At 74.7% G+C, this 19722-nt stretch carries 16 protein-coding genes; 8 read left to right on the forward strand and 8 right to left on the reverse strand.

Annotated elements, in window-relative coordinates; translation table 11 throughout:
• Positions 1 to 26: 26 nt before the first annotated feature.
• Positions 27 to 563 carry a hypothetical protein gene (locus tag ACIQGV_RS07725; RefSeq protein WP_402491949.1) on the reverse strand — a complete coding sequence of 179 codons (537 nt, stop codon included), beginning with the start codon at positions 561 to 563 and terminating at the stop codon, positions 27 to 29.
• Between the two features lie 177 nt (positions 564 to 740).
• Entirely contained in the window at positions 741 to 1712 is a 972-nt protein-coding gene (locus tag ACIQGV_RS07730; RefSeq protein ID WP_402491951.1) for a fibronectin type III domain-containing protein, read from the reverse strand.
• 354 nt (positions 1713 to 2066) lie between these two features.
• On the opposite strand from ACIQGV_RS07730, the gene ACIQGV_RS07735 reads away from it, so the two are divergent.
• The gene (locus tag ACIQGV_RS07735; protein ID WP_402491954.1) at positions 2067 to 2771 is read left to right on the forward strand and encodes a glycoside hydrolase family 75 protein; all 705 of its coding nucleotides are present in this window, start codon (positions 2067 to 2069) and stop codon (positions 2769 to 2771) included.
• Positions 2772 to 2929: 158 nt separating this feature from the next.
• Here ACIQGV_RS07735 and ACIQGV_RS07740 read toward each other — a convergent pair whose 3' ends face one another.
• From ACIQGV_RS07740 to dhaK, 3 genes are read right to left on the reverse strand one after another with little or no spacing between them, the layout of a single operon-like run.
• Positions 2930 to 3340 (reverse strand): PTS-dependent dihydroxyacetone kinase phosphotransferase subunit DhaM, encoded by a 411-nt coding sequence (locus ACIQGV_RS07740; protein WP_402491956.1) that lies wholly within the window; start codon positions 3338 to 3340, stop codon positions 2930 to 2932.
• Complete coding sequence (gene dhaL / locus ACIQGV_RS07745) at positions 3333 to 3932, reverse strand: dihydroxyacetone kinase subunit DhaL (RefSeq protein ID WP_402491959.1); 600 nt, start codon at positions 3930 to 3932, stop codon at positions 3333 to 3335. The genes ACIQGV_RS07740 and dhaL overlap by 8 nt, the downstream gene beginning before the upstream one ends.
• Positions 3933 to 3970: 38 nt before the next feature.
• Positions 3971 to 4963: a dihydroxyacetone kinase subunit DhaK gene (gene dhaK / locus ACIQGV_RS07750; protein ID WP_402491962.1), complete on the reverse strand. Its 993-nt coding sequence runs from the start codon at positions 4961 to 4963 to the stop codon at positions 3971 to 3973.
• 675 nt (positions 4964 to 5638) lie between these two features.
• On the opposite strand from dhaK, the gene ACIQGV_RS07755 reads away from it, so the two are divergent.
• The 4 genes from ACIQGV_RS07755 to ACIQGV_RS07770 are packed head-to-tail and all read left to right on the forward strand — an operon-like array spanning position 5639 to position 11052.
• Positions 5639 to 6631: a RimK family alpha-L-glutamate ligase gene (locus ACIQGV_RS07755; RefSeq protein WP_402491964.1), complete on the forward strand. Its 993-nt coding sequence runs from the start codon at positions 5639 to 5641 to the stop codon at positions 6629 to 6631.
• Positions 6632 to 6668: 37 nt separating this feature from the next.
• Complete coding sequence (locus tag ACIQGV_RS07760) at positions 6669 to 8141, forward strand: TerD family protein (RefSeq protein ID WP_402491966.1); 1473 nt, start codon at positions 6669 to 6671, stop codon at positions 8139 to 8141.
• Positions 8142 to 8170: 29 nt separating this feature from the next.
• On the forward strand, positions 8171 to 8629 hold the full coding sequence (locus ACIQGV_RS07765) for an RpiB/LacA/LacB family sugar-phosphate isomerase (RefSeq protein ID WP_402491968.1): 459 nt from the start codon (positions 8171 to 8173) through the stop codon (positions 8627 to 8629).
• A gap of 53 nt (positions 8630 to 8682) precedes the next feature.
• Entirely contained in the window at positions 8683 to 11052 is a 2370-nt protein-coding gene (locus ACIQGV_RS07770) for a glycoside hydrolase family 65 protein (RefSeq protein ID WP_402491971.1), read from the forward strand.
• Between the two features lie 203 nt (positions 11053 to 11255).
• On the opposite strand, the gene ACIQGV_RS07775 is transcribed toward ACIQGV_RS07770, so the two are convergent.
• Positions 11256 to 11621, reverse strand: coding sequence for a DUF6479 family protein (locus ACIQGV_RS07775; RefSeq protein ID WP_402491974.1), 366 nt, complete (start codon positions 11619 to 11621; stop codon positions 11256 to 11258).
• A 130-nt stretch (positions 11622 to 11751) separates the two neighbouring features.
• Here ACIQGV_RS07775 and ACIQGV_RS07780 point away from each other — a divergent pair, with 130 nt between their 5' ends.
• Positions 11752 to 12129: a ferredoxin gene (locus ACIQGV_RS07780; protein ID WP_402491977.1), complete on the forward strand. Its 378-nt coding sequence runs from the start codon at positions 11752 to 11754 to the stop codon at positions 12127 to 12129.
• Between the two features lie 201 nt (positions 12130 to 12330).
• Complete coding sequence (locus ACIQGV_RS07785) at positions 12331 to 13509, forward strand: acyl-CoA dehydrogenase family protein (RefSeq protein WP_402491980.1); 1179 nt, start codon at positions 12331 to 12333, stop codon at positions 13507 to 13509.
• A 25-nt stretch (positions 13510 to 13534) separates the two neighbouring features.
• On the opposite strand, the gene ACIQGV_RS07790 is transcribed toward ACIQGV_RS07785, so the two are convergent.
• Positions 13535 to 15682, reverse strand: coding sequence for a SpoIIE family protein phosphatase (locus ACIQGV_RS07790; RefSeq protein ID WP_402491982.1), 2148 nt, complete (start codon positions 15680 to 15682; stop codon positions 13535 to 13537).
• Positions 15683 to 15787: 105 nt separating this feature from the next.
• Between ACIQGV_RS07790 and ACIQGV_RS07795 the strand changes: the two genes are divergently transcribed.
• Positions 15788 to 17362, forward strand: a complete 1575-nt coding sequence (locus ACIQGV_RS07795; protein ID WP_402491986.1) for a phytoene desaturase family protein — start codon at positions 15788 to 15790, stop codon at positions 17360 to 17362.
• Positions 17363 to 17792: 430 nt separating this feature from the next.
• Here ACIQGV_RS07795 and ACIQGV_RS07800 read toward each other — a convergent pair whose 3' ends face one another.
• Positions 17793 to 19715, reverse strand: a complete 1923-nt coding sequence (locus ACIQGV_RS07800; RefSeq protein WP_402492413.1) for a serine hydrolase — start codon at positions 19713 to 19715, stop codon at positions 17793 to 17795.
• Between the last annotated feature and the right edge of the window lie 7 nt (positions 19716 to 19722).

Here is a 19722-nt window from a genome sequence, read left to right on the forward strand (position 1 = left end):
CTCCGCGTGCCGCTCGCGCGGTCCGGTCAGAGGCGGTACGGCTTCGAGCGTCGCCGCAGGAACCACACCGTGGCGCCCACGCCGACCGCCACCAGCGCGCCGCCGCCGGCCAGGGTGAGCGTGCCGTAGTCCTCGGTGCCGCCGCCCAGGCCGCCCATCACGCCGCGCGAGGGGGTGGCCGTGGCGGAGACGGTCGGGGTGGAGGCGGCGGACACGATCACGGACTGGGAGCCCGCCGTGGAGCCGTTGGAGCACACCACGACGACCGTGTAGGTGCCGGGGCTCACGTTCGACCACGCGGCTCCCTGCAGGGCGCTGGACCCCGACAGCGCGACCTGGCGGCCCTGGGCGAAGCCGGTCTGACTGCCGGACAGCAGCGAGGCGTTGCCCCAGCTGCCGTTGATCTGGACGTTGCAGGCGCTGGTCGTGACCGACACCGTGGAGCCGCTCGTGCTCACCGAGATGCCGGTGCCGGCCCGGGCGGGCACGGCGGTGAGGGCGAGCGGCAGTGCGACGGCGGCAGCCGCGGTCAGGCCGCGCAGAAGGGGCGGGGTGTTGCGCATGGAATGGTCCCTTCGGCGGCACGGTTGGCGGTACATCCCTTGCGCCGCCTGGATCGGGGAACGCCCGTGCTGCCTCAGAGGCAGCCAACGCGGCCCCGGCCCGCCCCGCACTCCGGCCGCCCCCGCCCAGGTGACGGATTACCTCGTCCGGCTCAGGAACCGGCGCGTCCCCGAGGATCAGCCGTCCGCGCCCGTGACCACGGTGCGCTCCGCCGACAGCGCGCCCCAGGTGCCGTCGGGCAGCCGGGCGCGCAGCCGTACCCGGTGCCGCACGCCCGCCTCCCGGCCGGCGTAGAAGCTGTACGAGGCCCGGTCCCGGGGTGCCTGCCCGCCGAAGACGAGCGAGGTGGCCGTACGGCCGTCCAGCCGGACCTCGTACTCGGTGACGGGCCCGTCGGTGCGCGGCGGCACCCACGTCAGGTCGATGTGGTACGCCCCGTCCGCGCGGCGCGTCACGGCACGGAAGTCCGCCGGCGCGGTGGCGGTGTCCGCGGCGGCGCCCGGGGCGGTGGTCAGCCGGACGGCGCCGCTCGCCGGCGAGAGGTTGTCCGCCGCGTCCCGCGCCAGGACGGTGAAGGTGTAGCGGGTGCCCGGCCGCAGCCCCGTGACCACGGTGGCGGTCTGGTTCCCGCCGACGCTGTGGATCTTCGTGCCGGACTGCAGGACGTCGTACGACACCACGTCGCGGTCGTCCCGCGACGCGGTCCACGACAGCTGGACGGCGCGGCTGCCGACGGCCCTGCCGCGCAGGGCCTTCGGCCGTGAGGGGGCGGAGGCGTCGGCGGCCACGGCGGCCGGGGTCGTGGCCCGCACCTGCCGGCTGGGCGGGCCGAGCCGCCCGTCGCGGTCACGGGCGCGCACGCTGAACACGTAGGAGGTGCCCGGCCGCAGGCGTGTCACGTCCACCATGTGCCGGTCTGCGGGCACCTCCTGGACCTTGACACGGCCGCGGTACACCTCGTACGCCGTGACCTGCGGGTCCCCGCCCACCCGGTTCCACATGACGTGGACGCTGGTCGCGCTGCCGGCCTCGGCGGTGACGCCCGCCGGGATGCCGGGCGGCCGCTCGTCGGGGGCGTCCCGCCCGCAGGCGCTCAGCAGCACGAGCGCGCCGCAGACCAGCGCGGCGGGAACGGGAACACGTCGCACGGCTCTGCCTCCCGGGCGGCACGGCGGCAATGGTACGGACCAATATGGCGTGGCTGGCGCGATCACATCAAGAGGGCGGCGTGGGGGAGTACGTCCTCCGGTTACGTATGCTGAATCTCCTCAGGCATGAACTCGCGGTGACTGCTGAGGAGTTCATGCCTGCGGCGCGGAACGCTGTCGTCGCTGATCCCGCGCCGCGCGGACGGGGTCCGCAGCCGAGCACGGGGCTGCGGACCCCTTGTCCCGTCGTCCCGCCCCGGCACCCCGTCCGGCCCCCTCGGAATGGCCGCCCGCCCCGAACGGCACCAGATTGGGCCGAGTGCCCGTCAGGTCGCCGAGGAGAGGGTCCCTATCGTGCGTGTCCGGTCGTTGTCACTGGCCGCGGCGAGCATCGCCCTGGTCGCCCCGGCGCAGCCCGTCGCGGCGGGCGCCGGCCTGTCCGGCCCGCCGGCGACGCGCGGGACGGCCGTGAGCGCCGCCGACCTGCTGGACCGGGTCCGTGCCTGCGACCCCGTCTCACGCGGCCGCTACCGCACCGACACCGACGCGCCCGCCACGGTCCCCGTCTGCGGCACCGAGGGCGCCGTCTTCTGGACGGCGGACATGGACATCGACTGCGACGGGCAGCCGACCCCCCGCTGCAACAGCCGTACGGACCCGTACTTCTCCGAGGGCACCGCGTACGCGCAGTCCGACGGCCGTCCCCTGGACGCCGAGCACCTGCCGTTCATCGTGGTGCCGGTGCCCAGCTCCCTCTGGGACCACCGCGACCACGGGGTGCACGGCGGGGCGGTGGCCGCCGTCGTCCACCGCGACCGGGTGCAGTACGCCGTCGTCGGCGACGCCGGACCCGCCGGGATCATCGGCGAGGCGTCGTACGCCACCGCCGAGGCCCTCGGCATCGACCCCGACCCCCACGGCGGCGGCACGCCCTCGGGTGTCACCTACATCGTCTTCAAGGACTCGCGGGTGACACCGATCGAGAGCCGCGCCGCGGCCGAGGAACTGGGGGAGCGGCTGGCCCGTGAGTTCGTGGGGACGGCGGCCGGGGGCGGCTAGGGCCCTTCTGACGGGTCTCCGCGGCGTCGCGAGGCCCGGCACGCACTTCCCCCACTGCCTCAAGGGCGCGGGAGGTGCCCCCGGCCGCACGGCCCTCCGCACCGCACGCCGCTCCCACTCCCACGGAGATCCGTCAGAAGGGCCCCGGTCCCGCCGGCTCACACCTTGCGGTAGTCGTACGCCTCCGCTGCCGCCGCCGCGACCGCGTCGAGGCCGGCTCCCGCGGCGGCCGTGACCACCGCCGCGACCGCGCCCTCCACGAACGGGGCGTCCACCAGGCGGGTGCCCTCCGGCAGTTCGTCGCCCTCCGCCAGCAGGGCCTTGACGGTCAGGACGGCGCTGCCGAGATCGGTGAGGACGGCGACACCGGCTCCCCGGTCCACCGAGACCGCCGCGGCGCGGATCAGCTCCGCGCTGGTGCCGAGGCCGCCGTCCCCGGTGCCGCCCGCCGGGGCGACGGGCACCTTTGCCCCGGCGCCGGCGAGGCCGCGCGCCAGGTCGGCCACGGCCGCCGCCACCTGGGCGCTGTGCGACACGAGCACGATCCCGACCGGCCCGCCGTCACTCATCGACGGCCTCCGCGAGTGCGGCGATCAGCAGGGACGCGGAGGTGGCCCCCGGGTCCTGATGTCCGATGCTCCGCTCCCCGAGATAGCTCGCCCGCCCCTTGCGGGCCCGCAGCGGGACCGTCGCCAGCGCGCCCTGCTCCGCGGCGGCGCCCGCCGCGGCGAAGGACTCCCCGAGGGCGTCCACCGCGGGCAGCAGCGCGTCGATCATGGTCTTGTCGCCGGGAGCGGCACCCCCGAGCTGCATCACCGCCTCGACGCCCGCGCGCAGAGCGTCGGCGAACTCCTTCTCGCCGACCTCGGACGCGTCCCCGAGTGCCTTGCCGGTGCGGCGCAGCAGGGTGCCGTACAGCGGCCCCGAGGCACCGCCCACGGTGGAGACGAGCTGCCGTCCGGCGAGGACCAGCACCCCGCCCGGCGTACCGGGCGCCTCCTCGTCGAGAACGGCGGCCACGGCCCGGAAGCCGCGCCGCAGATTGCTGCCGTGGTCGGCGTCCCCGATCGGGGAGTCGAGGTCCGTGAGCCGGTCCGCCTCCCGGTCGACGGCCGCGGCCGTCGCCGTCATCCAACGGCGGAAGAAGTCCGCGTCGAGCACTGGATCTCCTTGCGTGGTAGGTACGTCGCCCTGCCGTCTCACATGCCCCAGCGCAGCCCGGCCGTGCGGACCGGTGCGTCCCACAGCCGCAGCAGCTCCTCGTCGATCCGGCACAGCGTCACCGAGGCGCCCGCCATGTCCAGGGAGGTGACGTAGTTGCCCACGAGGGTGCGGGCCACCGCGACGCCCCGCTCGCCGAGCACCCGCTGCACCTCGGCGTTGAAGCCGTACAGCTCCAGCAGCGGGGTGGCGCCCATGCCGTTGACCAGCACCAGCACGGGATCGCGGGGGTCGAGGTCCTCCAGGACCGCGTGCACCGCGAAGTCGGCGATCTCGCCGGAGGTCATCATCGGCCGCCGCTCCCGGCCGGGTTCGCCGTGGATGCCGATGCCCAGCTCCAGCTCCCCGGGCGGGAGGTCGAAGGTGGGGCTGCCCTTGGCGGGGGTGGTGCACGCGCTCAGCGCCACACCGAAGCTGCGGGAGTGCGCGTTCACCCGCCGGGCGATCGCCTCCACCCGCTCCAGCGGCTGCCCCTCCTCCGCGGCCGCGCCCGCGATCTTCTCCACGAACAGGGTCGCGCCCGTGCCGCGGCGGCCGGCGGTGTAGAGGCTGTCGGTGACCGCCACGTCGTCGTCGACGAGCACCTTGGCGACCTGGATGCCCTCGTCCTCGGCGAGTTCGGCGGCCATGTCGAAGTTCAGCACGTCGCCGGTGTAGTTCTTCACCACGAACAGCACTCCGGCCCCGCTGTCCACGGCCGCCGCCGCACGCACCATCTGGTCCGGCACCGGCGAGGTGAACACCTCCCCCGGACACGCGGCCGACAGCATCCCCGGCCCCACGAACCCGCCGTGCAGCGGCTCGTGCCCCGACCCGCCGCCGGACACCAGCGCGACCTTTCCGGCCACGGGGGCGTCCCGCCGTACGATCACGCGGTTCTCCACGTCCACGATCAGCTCGGGATGAGCGGCGGCGACACCGCGCAGCGCGTCGGCGACCACGGTCTCCGGGACGTTGATCAACATCTTCATCGATGCCTCCTGGTGAGCCCTGCCCGCCAGTATCGGCTCCGGGGCGGCGATGGTCACGTGCGCCGGTGCCCCGGGTGTGGTCGGGTCCGGTCGGGTCCGGTCGGGTCCGACCGGGCGGACGGCCCTCGCGGACGCGGGGAGAGCCGGGGCCGTCGGTCTGTCGGGTCCGGCGCACGGACCCCGGGTGTTCGCGGCGCCGTCCGGCCGGCCGCCGGGGCCGGCCCGCCGTCCGGTCCGGCTCCCGCCGTCCGGTCCGGCTCCCGCCGTCCGGTCCGGCTCCCGCCGTCCGGTCCGGCGGCGGATCACCGGCCTGGCCGGTAATCGGCCCGGCGCATGGACGGGGCGGACGGCGCAGAGGCGGGAGCAGGACGTCCGGGCGTGTGCGCCCTGCCCGGGGCGCCGCGCGGCGCCTACAGTGTGGCTCCCCACAGCCCTGTGTCCCGCAGCCCTGTGTCCCGGCGGTCCCGTGTCCCGCCGTCAGGGCGTGGCGCACCCCTTCGGTCACCGGCCGTCCGGCCGACGGCGCCGCCCGGCTCCGGCCCGGGCCCGCCGCGGGCCCGGGCCGATGACCGTCCGCGTGTCAGGCACCACCCGTGAGAGCACCCGTGAGACCGCCCGGGCCGAGCCGGCCAGTGCGCACGGCCCGGCGCGTGTCGACGACCGCTGGAGGCCGCTGTGTCCCGACCCTGCATCGCCCTGATCTCCGATCCCACGTCCACCGAAGGCTGCGCGGACGTCCTCGCGCAGGCGGTGGACCTGCTCACCGGCGCCCCGCCGGTCCGTGTCGACTCCCGGCGCCTCGCCACCGGCGGCACGGGCCGCGCCGTACCGGCCGGGGAGGGCTTACGCCTGACCGTGCCCGAGCAGGGACTGGACCTGGTGCCGGACATCGTCGTGCTCTACGAGATCCCGCCGCACCGGCGCGGTGCCCTCGCCCCGCTCCAGCTCCTGCTGGAACGGCAGGGCGTGGTGACCCTCGCCGCCGGGCCCGAGGCGTGGCGGGCCGCGACGCGGAAGGACCTGACCGTCGAACGGTTCCGCCGCGACGGCATCGCCCACATGGAGACCCTGCTGCTGTCCCGGTCCGTGCCGCAGGAGGCGTGGGCCGCCCTGGACAAGCTCGGCGGCGACGCCTGGGCCCGGCCCGTCGTCGGCACCGGCGGCAACGACGTCTTCCACGTCACCGGCCCCGACACGCTGCACCGGGCCGCGCAGTTCTACGCCCGCCGGGACATCGACTGGCTGCTGTCCCGCGACGCCGGGAACTTCACCGCCACGGGCGCCCGCCACCAGTTCCGGGTCTTCGTCCTCGGCGACCGGGTCGTCCACGCCCGCGAGCACGTCCAGTCCTCGCCCGACACCCCCTGCAACACCTGCCAGGGCGCCGTCCCCCTGCACATCGCCCCGCCCGACCTGCCCCCGCGCCTGACCGAACTGGCCGTCGCCGCGACCGTGTCGACGGGCCTGCCCTTCGCCGGGGTGGACCTCGCGGCCGAGCACGGCGGCGTGGTCTTCGAGGTCAACGTCCAGCCCGCCTTCGTCGACGGCGAACTGCACACCGTGGCCGTCCCGTACATCAGGGCGCACCTGGAGGCGTACGCCCGGCGCCGTCCCGCCGGCCGGGGCGAGCCGCTGTGCGACGCGTCGCCGCGGCCCGACCGGATATGACATGGTGACCTGACATCGCAGGGGAGACACAGCGGGGGTGGACGGTGTGACCGAGCTCGCCAAGGGCGGCAACACGGCGGTGGGCGAGGGACGCGTCACGGCGGAACTGCACGCCGAGGGCGACCAGGTGGATCTCAGCGCGCTGCTGGTCACCGCGGCCGGCGCGGTCCGCTCCGACGACGACCTCGTCTTCTACAACCAGCCCGAGGCCGAGTCCGGTGCTGTTCTCCACCGGGCCGCCGACGCGGCGGGGCCCGAACGCGTCGAGATGGACCCCGCGGCGCTGCCCGCGGACGTCGACCGGGTCGTGCTCGTCGCCAGCTGCGACCCCGACGACGCCTCCCGCACCTTCCGCACCGTGAAGAACGTGCTCGTGCGGGCCCGTCAGGACGGCGCCGAGCCGGTCGACTTCCGGCCGCCGCCCCTCGTGGACGGCGAACGTGCCGTGCTGCTGATGGAGCTCTACCGCCGCGGCACCGGCTGGAAGCTGCGCGCCATCGGCCAGGGCTACGCCGACGGCCTGGCGGGCCTCGCCACCGACTTCGGCATCGACGTCGCGGACGAGGACCCCGAGCCCGCCGAGGACACGGCCACCGCCGTACGACAGTCGCCGCAGCCGCAGCCGCAGCCGCAGCCGCAGCCGCAGCCGCAGCCGCAGCCGCAGCCGCAGCCGCAGCCGCAGCCGCAGCCGCAGCCGCAGCCGCAGCCGTCCGCGCCCGTCCCGGCGCAGGCCGCCGCGCCTGCCCCTGCCCCCGCCCCCGCTTCCGCCCCCATGAGTCTGCGCAAACCCCCGCTCGGCGCCGTCAGCCTCGACAAGGGCAGCCAGGTCTCCATCAGTCTCGACAAGCAGGACCGGGAACTGGTCGTGACGGCCACCCTGGAGTGGGACGGAGGCAGCGACGAGCGCCGCCGCAAGGGCGCCGACCTGGACCTGTACGCCCTGTTCGTGCCCGCGGAGAAGGCCCTGAGGGGCGGCAGGGAGCCCGGCACCCTCGTGAAGTCCGGTCACCGGCCCCAGGGCGAGCCGCTGCACCCCGGCACGTCCGCCCCCGACGCCCCGGCCGCGGGGAAGAAGGGCAAGGACAAGGCCGGCGACGTCGTCTACTACAGCCGGCTCGGAGACCTGAAGAAGGCGCCCTTCATCCTGCTGGACGGCGACGCCCGGGTCCCCGGCCGCGAGACGGTCCGGATCGTCCGCCCCGACCGGCAGGGATACGTCCTGCTGTGCGCGTACTCCGCGGTCAGCAACGGTTTCGGCTCCTTCCGCAGCTTCGGCGCGAAGGTCGTCGTCACCGACGGCCGGGGCTCCACCGTCACCGTGCCCCTGTACGAGAACACCAAGACCCGCTACTGGGTGGCGATCGCCCTGGTCGACTTCACCGACCCCGACGGCGCCGCGATCCGGCACGTCGAGGCGTACAGCGGCCGCATGACCGAACGCCGCCCCGTGCTGCACACCGACGGCACCGTCGAGATGAACGCCGGGCCCGTGGAGTTCAAGCGGCGCTGAACCGCCCGGCCCCGGGTACGCTCCGAAGCATGCGGATCTCCGTCTCCTCCGACATGGACGAGCCCGTGGCCCGGCGGCTCGTCGCCGAACTGCGCGAGCGCGGTCACCGGGTCAGCGTCCACGGCGCGCTGCTCCCCGGCGACGACCCGCAGTGGGCGCCGGCCTCCTCGGCGGCCGCCCGCGAGGTGGCGGAGGGCACCGCCGAGCAGGCGGTGGTGTGCTGCTGGACCGGCACGGGCGCGTCGATCGCGGCGAACAAGGTGCCCGGGGTCCGCGCGGCGCTGTGCACCGACGCGGGCACCGCCGACGGCGCCCGGCGCTGGAACGACGCCAACGTCCTGGCGCTCAGCCTGCGCCTCACCTCGGAGCCCCTGCTCAAGGAGATCCTGGACGCCTGGTTCGCCGCCGCGCCGAGCGAGGACGCCGAGGACCGCGAGAACCTGGCGTGTGTCGCCCGCCTCGACGCGGGGCGGAGAACGCCCGGCTGACGCCGGGCGCGGGGGGCCACGACCGTACGCAAGCCGCCGGACGAGGAGGCGCGGTGACGGACTGGACCTGGGAGTACAAGGGCTACGAGCCCGCCGAGGAGCGGCTGCGCGAGTCGCTGTGCACACTGGGCAACGGCTATTTCGCCACGCGCGGCGCGCTGCCCGAGTGCGTCGCCGACGACGTGCACTACCCCGGCACCTATGTGGCCGGGTGCTACAACCGGCTCACCTCCCGTGTGGCGGGCCGCGCGGTCGAGAACGAGGACATGGTCAACGTCCCGAACTGGCTGCCGCTGCGCTTCCGTCCCCACGGCGGCGCCTGGCTGACCCCCGACACCGCCGAGGTCCTGGAGCATCAGGCGGTGCTGCACCTCGCCTCCGGCGTGCTGGAGCGCCACACCCGGTACACGCTGCCCGGCGGCGGCACGCTGGGGGTGCGCCAGCTGCGTCTCGTGCACATGGCCGATCCGCATCTGGCCGCCCTGCGCACCGAGTTCACGGCCGAGGGCCACAGCGGGGAGCTGGAGGTCGAGGCGGCCCTGGACGGCGGGGTGAGCAACGCGGGCGTGGCCCGCTACCGGGACCTGGACGGCGATCACCTCACCCATGTGCACACCGGCACCGCCGACACCGACACGGTCTGGCTGCGCTGCCGTACCCGCACCTCCGACATCCGCGTCGGCATGGCCTCCCGTCTCGACTGCGAAGCGCCCGTCGCCGTACGGCACTCCCGTACGCGCACCGTCCAGTGCGCCCGCCTCGCCCTGGAGCCGGGGCACACCGTCACCGTCGACAAGCGGGTCGCCCTGCACACCTCGCGCGACCCGGCCATCAGCGACCCGCTGTTCGCGGCGGTCGCCCGGGTGGAGCGCGCGCCGGACTTCGAGACACTGCTCGCCTCGCACCGCACGGCCTGGGCCCAGCTGTGGCGCCGCGCCGACCTGGAGGTGCCCGGCGAGGCGGGCCGCATCCTGCGTCTGCACCTGTTCCATGTGCTCCAGACGCTGTCCCCGCACACCGCGGACCTGGACGTCGGCGTGCCCGCCCGGGGACTGCACGGCGAGGCGTACCGCGGGCATGTCTTCTGGGACGAGCTGTTCGTCCTGCCGTATCTGGACCTGCACTTCCCCGAGACCGCCCGGGCCCTGCTGCGCTACCGCCACCGCCGTCTGGAGCAGGCGTGCACGGCGGCCCGTGCCGCCGGGCGCCGCGGCGCGATGTATCCGTGGCAGAGCGGCAGCGACGGCCGCGAGGAGACCCAGCAGCTGCACCTCAACCCGCGCTCGGGCCGCTGGCTGCCGGACCGTTCCCACCGCCAGTACCACGTCGGCTCGGCCATCGCGTACAACGTGCTCAGGTACTGCGAGGCCAGCGGCGACGCGGAGTTCCTGCACACCAAGGGTGCCGAGATGCTGCTGCAGATCGCCCGCTTCTGGGCGGACGCGGCCACCTGGGACGCGGACCTCGGCCACCACCGCATCAAGGGCGTCATGGGCCCGGACGAGTACCACGACGCCTACCCCGACGCCACCGAGCCCGGCCTGGACGACAACGCCTACACCAACGTCACCGCCTCCTGGGTGCTCGCCCGCACCCTGGAGGTGCTGCGCACGCTCCCCGAGCCGCGCCGCCGCGAGCTGGGCGAGCGCACCGGCCTGGACGAGCGCGAGCTGGACCACTGGGACGAGGTCTCGCGCACCCTGTACGTGCCCTTCCACGAGGGCGTGATCAGCCAGTTCGAGGGCTACGGCGACCTCGCCGAGCTGGACTGGAGCGGCTACCGCGCCCGATACGGCGACATCCGGCGCCTGGACCGGATCCTGGAGGCCGAGGGCGACACCGTCAACCGCTACCGGGCCTCGAAACAAGCCGATGTGCTGATGCTCGGCTACCTGTTCCAGCCGGCCGTGCTGAAGAAGCTGTTCGCCCGCCTCGGCGTCCTGCTGGACGACGGCATCTGGCGGCGCACCGTCGACCACTACCTCCACCGCACCAGCCACGGCTCGACGCTCAGCGGCCTGGTCCACGGCTGGGTCCTGGCCCGCGACCGGCGCGCGGAGGCGTGGGAGTTCTGCCAGGAGGCCCTGCGCGGCGACATCGCCGACGTCCAGGGCGGCACCACCGGCGAGGGCATCCACCTCGGTGCCATGGCCGGCACCCTCGATCTGGTGCAGCGCGGCCTGACCGGCCTGGAGACCCGCGACGGCGCCCTGTGTCTGGACCCCGTCCCGCTGCCGGAGCTGTCCTCGTACGGTTTCTCCCTGCGCTACCACGACCACTGGGGTGTCCGGCTGCGGCTGCGGCACGGCCGTCTGGAGATCACCGTGCCGCCCTCCGCCGCCGCCCCCATCGACGTACGGCTCCCCGGCCGTGAGGTCCGGGTGGAACCGGGCGAGACGGTGCAGCTGCCGCTGCCGGACTGAACCCCACGGCGGCCCCGCGGCGGCATCACGGCGTGCGAGGGCCCTTTCGGGGGCGGCCGCGGCCGCCCCCGAAAGGGCCGGGTCGGACGGGGAGCGGGCGGGTCCTCGCTCGGGCGCGGTCTCCCTTCGGCCTGCCCCGCTGGTCGGGTGTGCCGTGCGGCGGGCGTCCTCTCAGCGGGCACCGGGGTCAGCGGGCACCCGGGTCAGTGGGCACCCAGGCCGCCTCCGCCGAACGAGCCGCTGCTGCCCTTGCTCCACCGTGGACGTTCCTTCTTGTCGCTGGCGCGGGTCTGCAGATTGGACAGCTCGTAGGGCGTGAGCGGACGGCCGTCCTTGTCGATCTGCGGCACCTCGTCGGGCTCCCGGTTCTCCCGGATCTCACGGACCGGCCCGTCGGGAGGCAGGTGCGGCTGCTCGTCCGGACGGGGACGGGGCAGCTCTCGGCTGCGAATGCGGACACCCAGCCAGAAGCTGCCGGCCAGAACGGCGACGACGACGATGCCGACGGCGAACATCCCGAGGCTGAGGAGACCGCTCGGCTCGGCGAGCTGCATCGATGCAGTAGTCATATAGGGCAAATACCCTCGTATCGGGCACCGAATCCGCCCTCCGGTCGTCATGGCGCCGTGTGACCGCGGGCGTGCGGCCGGTCACCCCGGGGCGGTGTTTGGTCCGCGTGGCCCCGGCTACCCGCCCGGTGTGACTTCGACTTCCGCCACCCAGCAGGAGCTCTTCCGGTTCCTGGAGGACCGGTTCGCATGCGCCCAGGCGTGCACGGAGTGTGCCCGGCTGAGCGCGCTGCGCGCGAGCCTCGTACCCCCCGACGGAACCGCGGAGCAGGAACGGCTGCGCCGCAGAGGCATCATGTGCGCGGAGGTGTGCGACGCCACCTGCCATGTGCTCTCCGAGGAGAACCGCGTGGACGAGGAGGGCATCCGCGTCCAGCTGGAGTGGTGCCGCACCGTGTGTCTGGAGTGCGCCCACGCCTTCGAGGGTCTCTCCGGCGCCGAGGAGAGCGTCGAGGCGTGCCGCGCCTGCGCCCGGGCGTGCACCGAGTTCATGGCCGTCCTGGACTGAAGGGCCTGCGGCCGCCCCGGGCCGACGGGCCTGCGGCCGCCCCGGGCCGACGGGCCTGCGGCCGCCCCGGGCCGACGGGCCTGCGGCCGCCCCGGGCCGACGGGCCCGCCGTGCGGGATGCCGCGCGCGCATTCCCAATTTCTGGAACACGTTCTACGGTGTGCGCCGACAGGACCGGCCCGTCGGGAGCCTGGAGGCGCCGTGCACCTCGACCACACGCCCGAGCAGCAGCGGCTGCGCAGCGAACTGCGCGCCTACTTCTGCGGGTTGATGCCGGACGGCGCCCACGCCCGGCACACCGACCCGGCCGCCCAGAAGCGCTTCTACCGCGAGACGATCCGCCGCCTCGGCGCCGACGGCTGGCTGGGCGTGGGCTGGCCGAAGGAGTACGGCGGACGCGGACTGACGCCGACGGAACAGTTCGTCTTCTTCGACGAGGCCGCCCAGGCCGGCGTCCCGCTGCCGCTGATGGCCCTCAACACCGTCGGCCCGACGATCATGCGGTACGGCACCGAGGAGCAGAAGGCGTACTTCCTGCCCAGGATCCTCTCCGGCGAGATCGACTTCGCGATCGGCTACAGCGAGCCCGACGCCGGCACCGACCTGGCCGCCCTGAGGACCCGTGCCGTGCGCGACGCCGACGGGTACGTCGTCGACGGCCACAAGATCTGGACCACCAACGGCGACACCGCCGACTGGGTGTGGCTCGCGGTGCGCACCGACCCGGACGCCCCCGCCCACCGCGGCATCACCATGCTCCTGGTGCCGACCTCCGACCCCGGCTACTCCTGCACCCTCATCAGGACCCTGGCCGGACACGACACCACCGCCAGCCACTACGAGAACATCCGCGTCCCCTTCTCCCGCCGCGTCGGCGCCGAGAACCAGGGCTGGCGGCTGATCACCAACCAGCTCAACCACGAGCGCGTCACCCTCGCCGCGCACGGCACCATGGCCGTCCGCGCCCTGCACGACGTCCAGCGCTGGGCGGCCGGGACCAAGCTCGCCGACGGCCGCCGCGTCCTCGACCTGCCCTGGGTGCGCCGCAACCTCGCCCGCACCCATGTCCGTCTGGACGCCCTGAAGCTCCTCAACTGGCAGATGGTCGGCGCCCTGCAGAACGGCACCCTCACCCCGCAGGACGCCTCCGCCGTCAAGGTCTACGGCTCGGAGGCCCGCTGTGACGCCTACGCCTGGCTGATGGAGATCACCGCCGTCCCCGGCGCCCTCCAGGAGGGCTCGGCCGGCGCGGTTCTGCACGGTGAGCTGGAGCGCGGCTACCGCTCGGCGGTGATCTTCACCTTCGGCGGCGGCAACAACGAGATCCAGCGCGAGATCATCTCCTGGATCGGCCTCGGCATGCCCCGGGTGCGGCGGTAGCGCCCCGGCCGGGGCCCGTACCGGATCAGGGCGGGTTTGTCGGGCCGGGTCCGGCGGGCAGCGGGAGCTCGGCCCAGATGGCCTTGCCCTCGCGGCCCTGCCGTGTGCCCCAGCGCTCGGTCAGCTGGGCGACCAGCAGCAGGCCCCGGCCGCCCTCGTCGAAGGCCCGGGCCCGGCGCAGGTGCGGGGCGGTGCTGCTGGCGTCGAACACCTCGCACGTCAGCGTGTCCGTGCGGATCAGCCGCAGCCGGATCGGGCCCCGGCCGTAGCGGATCGCGTTGGTCACCAGCTCGCTGACCACCAGCTCCGCGGTGAAGGCCGGCTCCTCCAGCTCCCACGCGGCCAGCCGTTCGCCGGTGAACCGGCGGGCCCAGGACACCGCCACGGGGTCGGTGGGGAGGTCGAGCGTCGCCACATGGCCCGGGTCGAGCGCCCGGGTCCGCGCCACCAGCAGGGCGACGTCGTCGGGCGGCCGGCTCGGCAGCATCGCGGCCAGCACCAGGTCGCACGTCTCGTCCGGTGAGCCGGGCGCGTCGACGAGGGTGTCGTGCAGCAGGTCGCGGGCGACGTCCACGTCACGCCTGCGGCTGTCCAGCAGCCCGTCGGTGAACAGGGTCAGCAGACTGCCCTCCGCGAGTTCGCAGCTCCCGGTCTCGAAGGGCAGCCCGCCCAGACCCAGCGGCGGGCCGATCGGCACGTCGGCGAAGCCGACCTCGCGCGGGCCCCCGGCGCCCGCCGGGGGAGAGGCCACCGCCGGCAGGACGTGCCCGGCGCTGGCGAGCGAGCACAGCCGGGACACGGGGTCGTACACCGCGTACAGACAGGTGGCGCTGAGCTCGCCGTCCTCCGGGGTCTCCTCGCGCTGGAGCCGGATCACCACGTCGTCCAGATGCGTGAGCAGTTCGTCCGGCATGAGGTCGAGGTCGGCGAAGGCGCGGACGGCGGTGCGCAGCCGGCCCATCGTGGCCGACGCGTGCAGCCCGCGGCCGACGACGTCACCCACGACGAGCCCCACCCGGGCCCCGGACAGCGGAATCACGTCGTACCAGTCGCCGCCCACGCCCGCCCGGGACCCGCTCGGCAGATACCGGGCGGCCGTGTCGGCCGCGGACTGCGGCACCGCCCGCCGCGGCAGCAGACTGCGCTGGAGGGTGAGCGCGGTGGAGCGCTCCTGTGCGTACCGGCGGGCGTTGTCGATGTACACCGCGGCCCTGTCCGCGATCTCCTGGGCCAGCAGCAGGTCGTCCTCGTCGAAGGGGGCCGTGCTGCGGTGGCGGAAGAACTGGGCGAGCCCCAGGGTGTCGCCGCGGGCCCGCAGGGGCAGCAGCAGGGCCGAGTGGACGTCCGGGACGGGCACGCCGTCCGTGGACTCCATGCCGCCGGACTCGGTGACACGGTGCAGGAGGGGGCGGCCCGAGGCCAGGGCGCGGGCCGGCTCCGACTCCGCCGGATAGGTGTGCGTCCACCCCGTCGCCGCGCCGGAGTCCGTGCGGCCGTCCAGGAGGGACCGCTGGGCGATGCGGCGCATCACCGGCCGGGGGGCGCCGTCCTCCCGGAGGACGGACTCGAAGAGGTCGACGGTGACGAGGTCGGCGAACCCGTCGGTGCCGACGTCCGCCAGCTCCTGGGCCGTACGGGCGGTGTCGAGGGTGGTCCCGATCCGCCGGCTCGCCTCGTTGGTGAGGACGAGCTGCCGCTGCAACCGCCGGTCGCGCTCCTCCTGGTAGGCGGCGACGACCTCCTCCGAGCCGCGGTCGACGTAGTCGAACCCCGTCTCGATCAGCCTCATCCCGACGGCGTTGATCAGCTGCCAGTCGTCGGTGAGGCGGGTGGCCTCGCTCTGGATCAGCTGGAGCAGGCCCACATGGCCGAGGCGGTAGGCCCGCAGCAGCTTGCTGACCGGCACCCCCCGCCGGGCGAACCTGCGGGCGATCGCCAGGGCCACCGGGGGCGGCCCGACCACGGAGGCGTCCAGCCCGTGCTCCATCACGTCCAGGAAGCCGCTGACGTGCTCGGCCGTCTCCTCCAGCGCCAGCGGATAGAGCTCGTCGTCCTTCCACAGCTCGGGAAGCTCGGTGCGCAGACGCCGCACCACCATGTCGGCCGCTCGGTCCGTCCGGGGCCTGAGCTCCTGGGCAAGGCGGCGCAGGAGCGCGTCCACATCGGTCCCCATACCGGAAACGTACCGAAGTGCCCCGGTGCGCGCCCGTCCGGCGTCGTCCGGAGGCCCGGCGGCCGTCCTCTGGCCGCCGCTGATCACCTCGTGCTACCAAGAGGCATGTCCGCACCCGAGGAAGCCTCCGCCGCCCGTTCCTACGACGCCGTGATCGTCGGCGGCGGGCACAACGGCCTGGTCGCCGCCGCCTATCTGGCCCGCGCCGGGCGGTCCGTGCTGGTGCTGGAGCGGCTCGGCCGCACCGGCGGCGCGGCCGTGTCCACCCGCCCGTTCGAGGGCGTCGACGCCCGGCTGTCGCGCTACTCCTATCTGGTCAGCCTGCTCCCCGGGAAGATCGTCCGGGATCTCGGCCTGCGGTTCGAGCTGCGCACCCGGTCCATCTCCTCGTACACCCCGGCCGAGCGCGGCGGCCGGCCGACGGGACTGCTCGTCGGCGGCGGCGAGCAGCGCACCCGGGAGGCGTTCGCCGAGCTCACCGGCGGCGCACGCGAGTACGAGGCATGGCAGCGCTTCTACGGCATGACGGGCCAGGTCGCCCGCAAGGTGTTCCCCACCCTCACCGAGCCGCTGCCCACCCGTGACGAGCTGCGCCGCAGGGTCGGCGACGAGGAGGCATGGCGGACGCTGTTCGAGGAGCCCCTCGGTGTCGCCGTCGAGGAACGCTTCACCGACGACCTGGTCCGCGGCGTGGTCCTCACCGACGCGCTCATCGGCACCTTCGCCGACGCCCACGACCCGGACCTGGCGCAGAACCGCTGCTTCCTCTACCACGTGATCGGCGGCGGGACGGGTGCCTGGGACGTGCCGGTGGGCGGCATGGGCGCGCTGACGGACGCCCTGGCGGCGGCGGCCCGTCAGGCCGGAGCCGTCCTCGCCACCGGCCACGAGGCGGTACGGATCGACACCGACGGCCGTACCGCGGAGGTCACCTACCGCACGGCCGAGGGCGAGGGCGTCGCCGCCGCGCGCCACGTCCTCGTGGGCGCCTCCCCGCAGGCCCTCGCGGAGCTCACCGGCGCCGAACCCCCGGCCCCCGCCGAGGGCGCCCAGCTCAAGGTGAACATGCTGCTCAAGCGGCTGCCCCGGCTCCGCGACAGCGCCGTGGACCCGCGCGAGGCGTTCGCCGGCACCTTCCACATCGCCGAGGGCTACGACCAGCTGGCCGCCGCGTACCGGCAGGCCGCGGCCGGTGAGCTGCCCGCCGCGCCGCCGTCGGAGATCTACTGCCACTCCCTGACCGACCCGACGATCCTCGGTCCCGGCCTCGTCGAACAGGGTCACCAGACGCTCACCCTGTTCGGCCTGCACACCCCGGCCCGGCTGTTCGAACGGGACAACGACGGCGTGCGGGAGGAGCTGCTGAAGCTGACGCTGGCCCAGCTCGACGCCCATCTGGCCGAGCCGCTCGCCGACTGCCTGGCCACCGACGCCGACGGGCGTCCCTGCATCGAGGCGAAGACCCCGCTCGACCTGGAGCGCGACCTGCGGCTGCCGGGCGGCAACATCTTCCACCGGTCGCTGTCCTGGCCCCACACCCAGGACGGCACGGGCCGCTGGGGCGTGGAGACGGCGCACGCCAACGTCCTGCTGTGCGGTGCGGGCGCGGTGCGCGGCGGCGGGGTGAGCGGCGTGCCGGGCCACAACGCGGCGATGGCGGTGCTGGAGGCGTCCGGCTGACGGCGTCCGCGGCGACGCCGGCGCCCTGCCGGTGTCGGCGGGCGGCATCGTCCCCGGGGAGGTGCCTTGCCGGTGTCGGGGGGGCGGTGCTGTCCCCCGGGAGGCTTCCGGCTCGTGTCGGCGGTCGGCACCCCGCGCCGGGAGGTGCCTTGCCGGTGTCGGGGGGCGGTGCTGTCCCCCGGGAGGCTTCCGGCTCGTGTCGGCGGTCGGCACCCCCGCCGGGAGGTGCCCTGCCCGTGTCGGCGGTCGGCATCCCCCGGGAGATGCCTTGCCGGTGTCGGGGGTGGCATCGTCCCCCGGGAGGCTTCCTGCCCGTGTCGGTGGGGCGCTGTCCGCCGGGAGGCGCTCTGTCGACGTCTCCCGGAGGCTTCCCGGCCGGTGCGGCCGGTGCCGGTCGGCGGTACCGGCCGCCGGAGGTGCCTTGCCGGTGTCAGTCGGCCGACTCCGTCCACCCCGCGGCCGTGATCCGCGCCCGGTCGGCGGGCCGGGACGCGTCGAAGAGGACCTCGTCCCGCGCGGCCACGACCCGCAGGGCGTCGACGTACGCCCCGCGGCCGACGTACAGCCGGTCCGTGGTGTACCGCCAGCGCAGCGTCAGATGTCTCTCGGCGGGCAGGGCGGCCGTCAGCCGGTGCCAGACACGGCCCGACCAGCCGGTGACCGACCCGGCGGGATGTCCGGCCGGCTCCTCGCCGGGCCGGCGGGTGGTGAACGGCACCGGCCGCCAGGTCTCCCCGCCGTCCGGCGACGCCTCCAGCGCCAGGGCGTCGGCCTGCGGTTCGGTGTCCCACCACAGCGCGCAGCGCAGGCGCACACCACCGGCGGAGGTGTCCAGGGCGGGCAGCGCGAGCGTGGCCGTCGTGGCGTTCGCCGTTCCGGAGAACCAGGCGGTGCGGCCCCGTGCCGGACGGACCGCGACGGCCCGGGCGAGGTTGTTCGCGGCGGCCACCCGCGGTGCCGAGCCGGAGCGCCAGCTCCGCACCGGGTGCACCGAGTTGCCGAGCACCACAAGGAAGGAGTCGGTCGACGGGTCGAGGACCAGCGAGGTGCCGGTGAAGCCGGTGTGGCCCGCGGTGCGGGGTGTGGCCATGGCGCCCATGTACCAGTGCTGGTAGAGCTCGAAGCCGAGTCCGTGCTCGTCGCCGGGAAAGGCGGTGTTGAAGTCGGTGAACATCAGCTCCACCGACTCGGGCCGCAGGACGCGCGCTCTGCCGTAGCGGCCGCCGTTGAGCAGCGTGCGGCCGAGGACCGCCAGGTCCCACGCGGTGGAGAACACCCCGGCGTGCCCCGCCACCCCGCCCAGGGAGTACGCGTTCTCGTCGTGCACCTCGCCCCACACCAGCCCCCGGTCGAGCCCCGACCAGGGTCTGCGGGCCACCTCGGTGGCGGCGATGCGCGGCTTCCAGGAGGCGGGCGGGTTGTAGCGGGTGCGGCGCATGCCGAGCGGCCCGGTGATCTCCTCGCGGAGCAGGACGTCCAGCGCCCGTCCGGTGAGGCGCTCCAGGACGAGCTGGAGCGAGATCAGGTTCAGGTCCGAGTACAGGTAGCGGGTGCCGGGCGGGGAGACGAGCGCCTCGTTCCAGACGAGCCGCAGCTTCTCCTCGTGGGTCGGCGCGTCGTAGAGCGGGATCCAGGCGCGGAAACCGGAGGTGTGGGTGAGGAGCTGGCGGACGGTGACGTCCTGCTTGCCCGCGGCCCCGAACTCCGGCAGGACGGAGGCCACGGTCGTCTCCAGTCCCAGCGCGCCCCGCTCGATCTGCTGGACGGCGAGGAGCGAGGTGAACAGCTTGGACACCGAGGCGAGGTCGAAGACGGTGTCCTCGGCCATGTCGATCTGCTGCTCCGGCGGGAACTCGACGCCCGTGTCGGTCGTGGCGTCGTAGTCCGCGTAGCGCACGGCCCTGCCGATCGGCCGGTGCAGCGCCACCGTCCCGCCGCGCCCGGCGAGCAGGACGGCGCCCGCGTACCAGGGGCGCCTGGGCGAGGGGCCGAGGAACGCCTCGGCGTCGGTGACGAGCTGCCGCAGATGCGCGTCGAGCAGTCCCGCCCGCCCGGCCGGACCGTACCGCAGCGTGACCCCTCCGGAGGAGGCGGCGGCCGCGGGTCCCGCCGGGGACGGCGCCAGGGCCAGGGCTCCGCCCAGGACGAGCGCCCCCCTGCCGAGCTGACGCCGGGTCGGGCCACCGCCCCCGTCCGCTCCGTCCGCCGCCACGCGTCTGTCCGTCACCACGAGCACCTCCCGCCGAGCCGTCCGGACGTCTTCGCAAGTATGTCCACCCGGACGCCGTCGTAAATCCAGAAGATCTGACGGTATGTCAGTTTCGGTCTTCCGTCCTCCACCCGTCTCCGGCATCCTGCGC

The organism is Streptomyces sp. NPDC093094 (assembly GCF_044754345.1).
In the GTDB taxonomy this organism is placed as follows: domain Bacteria; phylum Actinomycetota; class Actinomycetes; order Streptomycetales; family Streptomycetaceae; genus Streptomyces.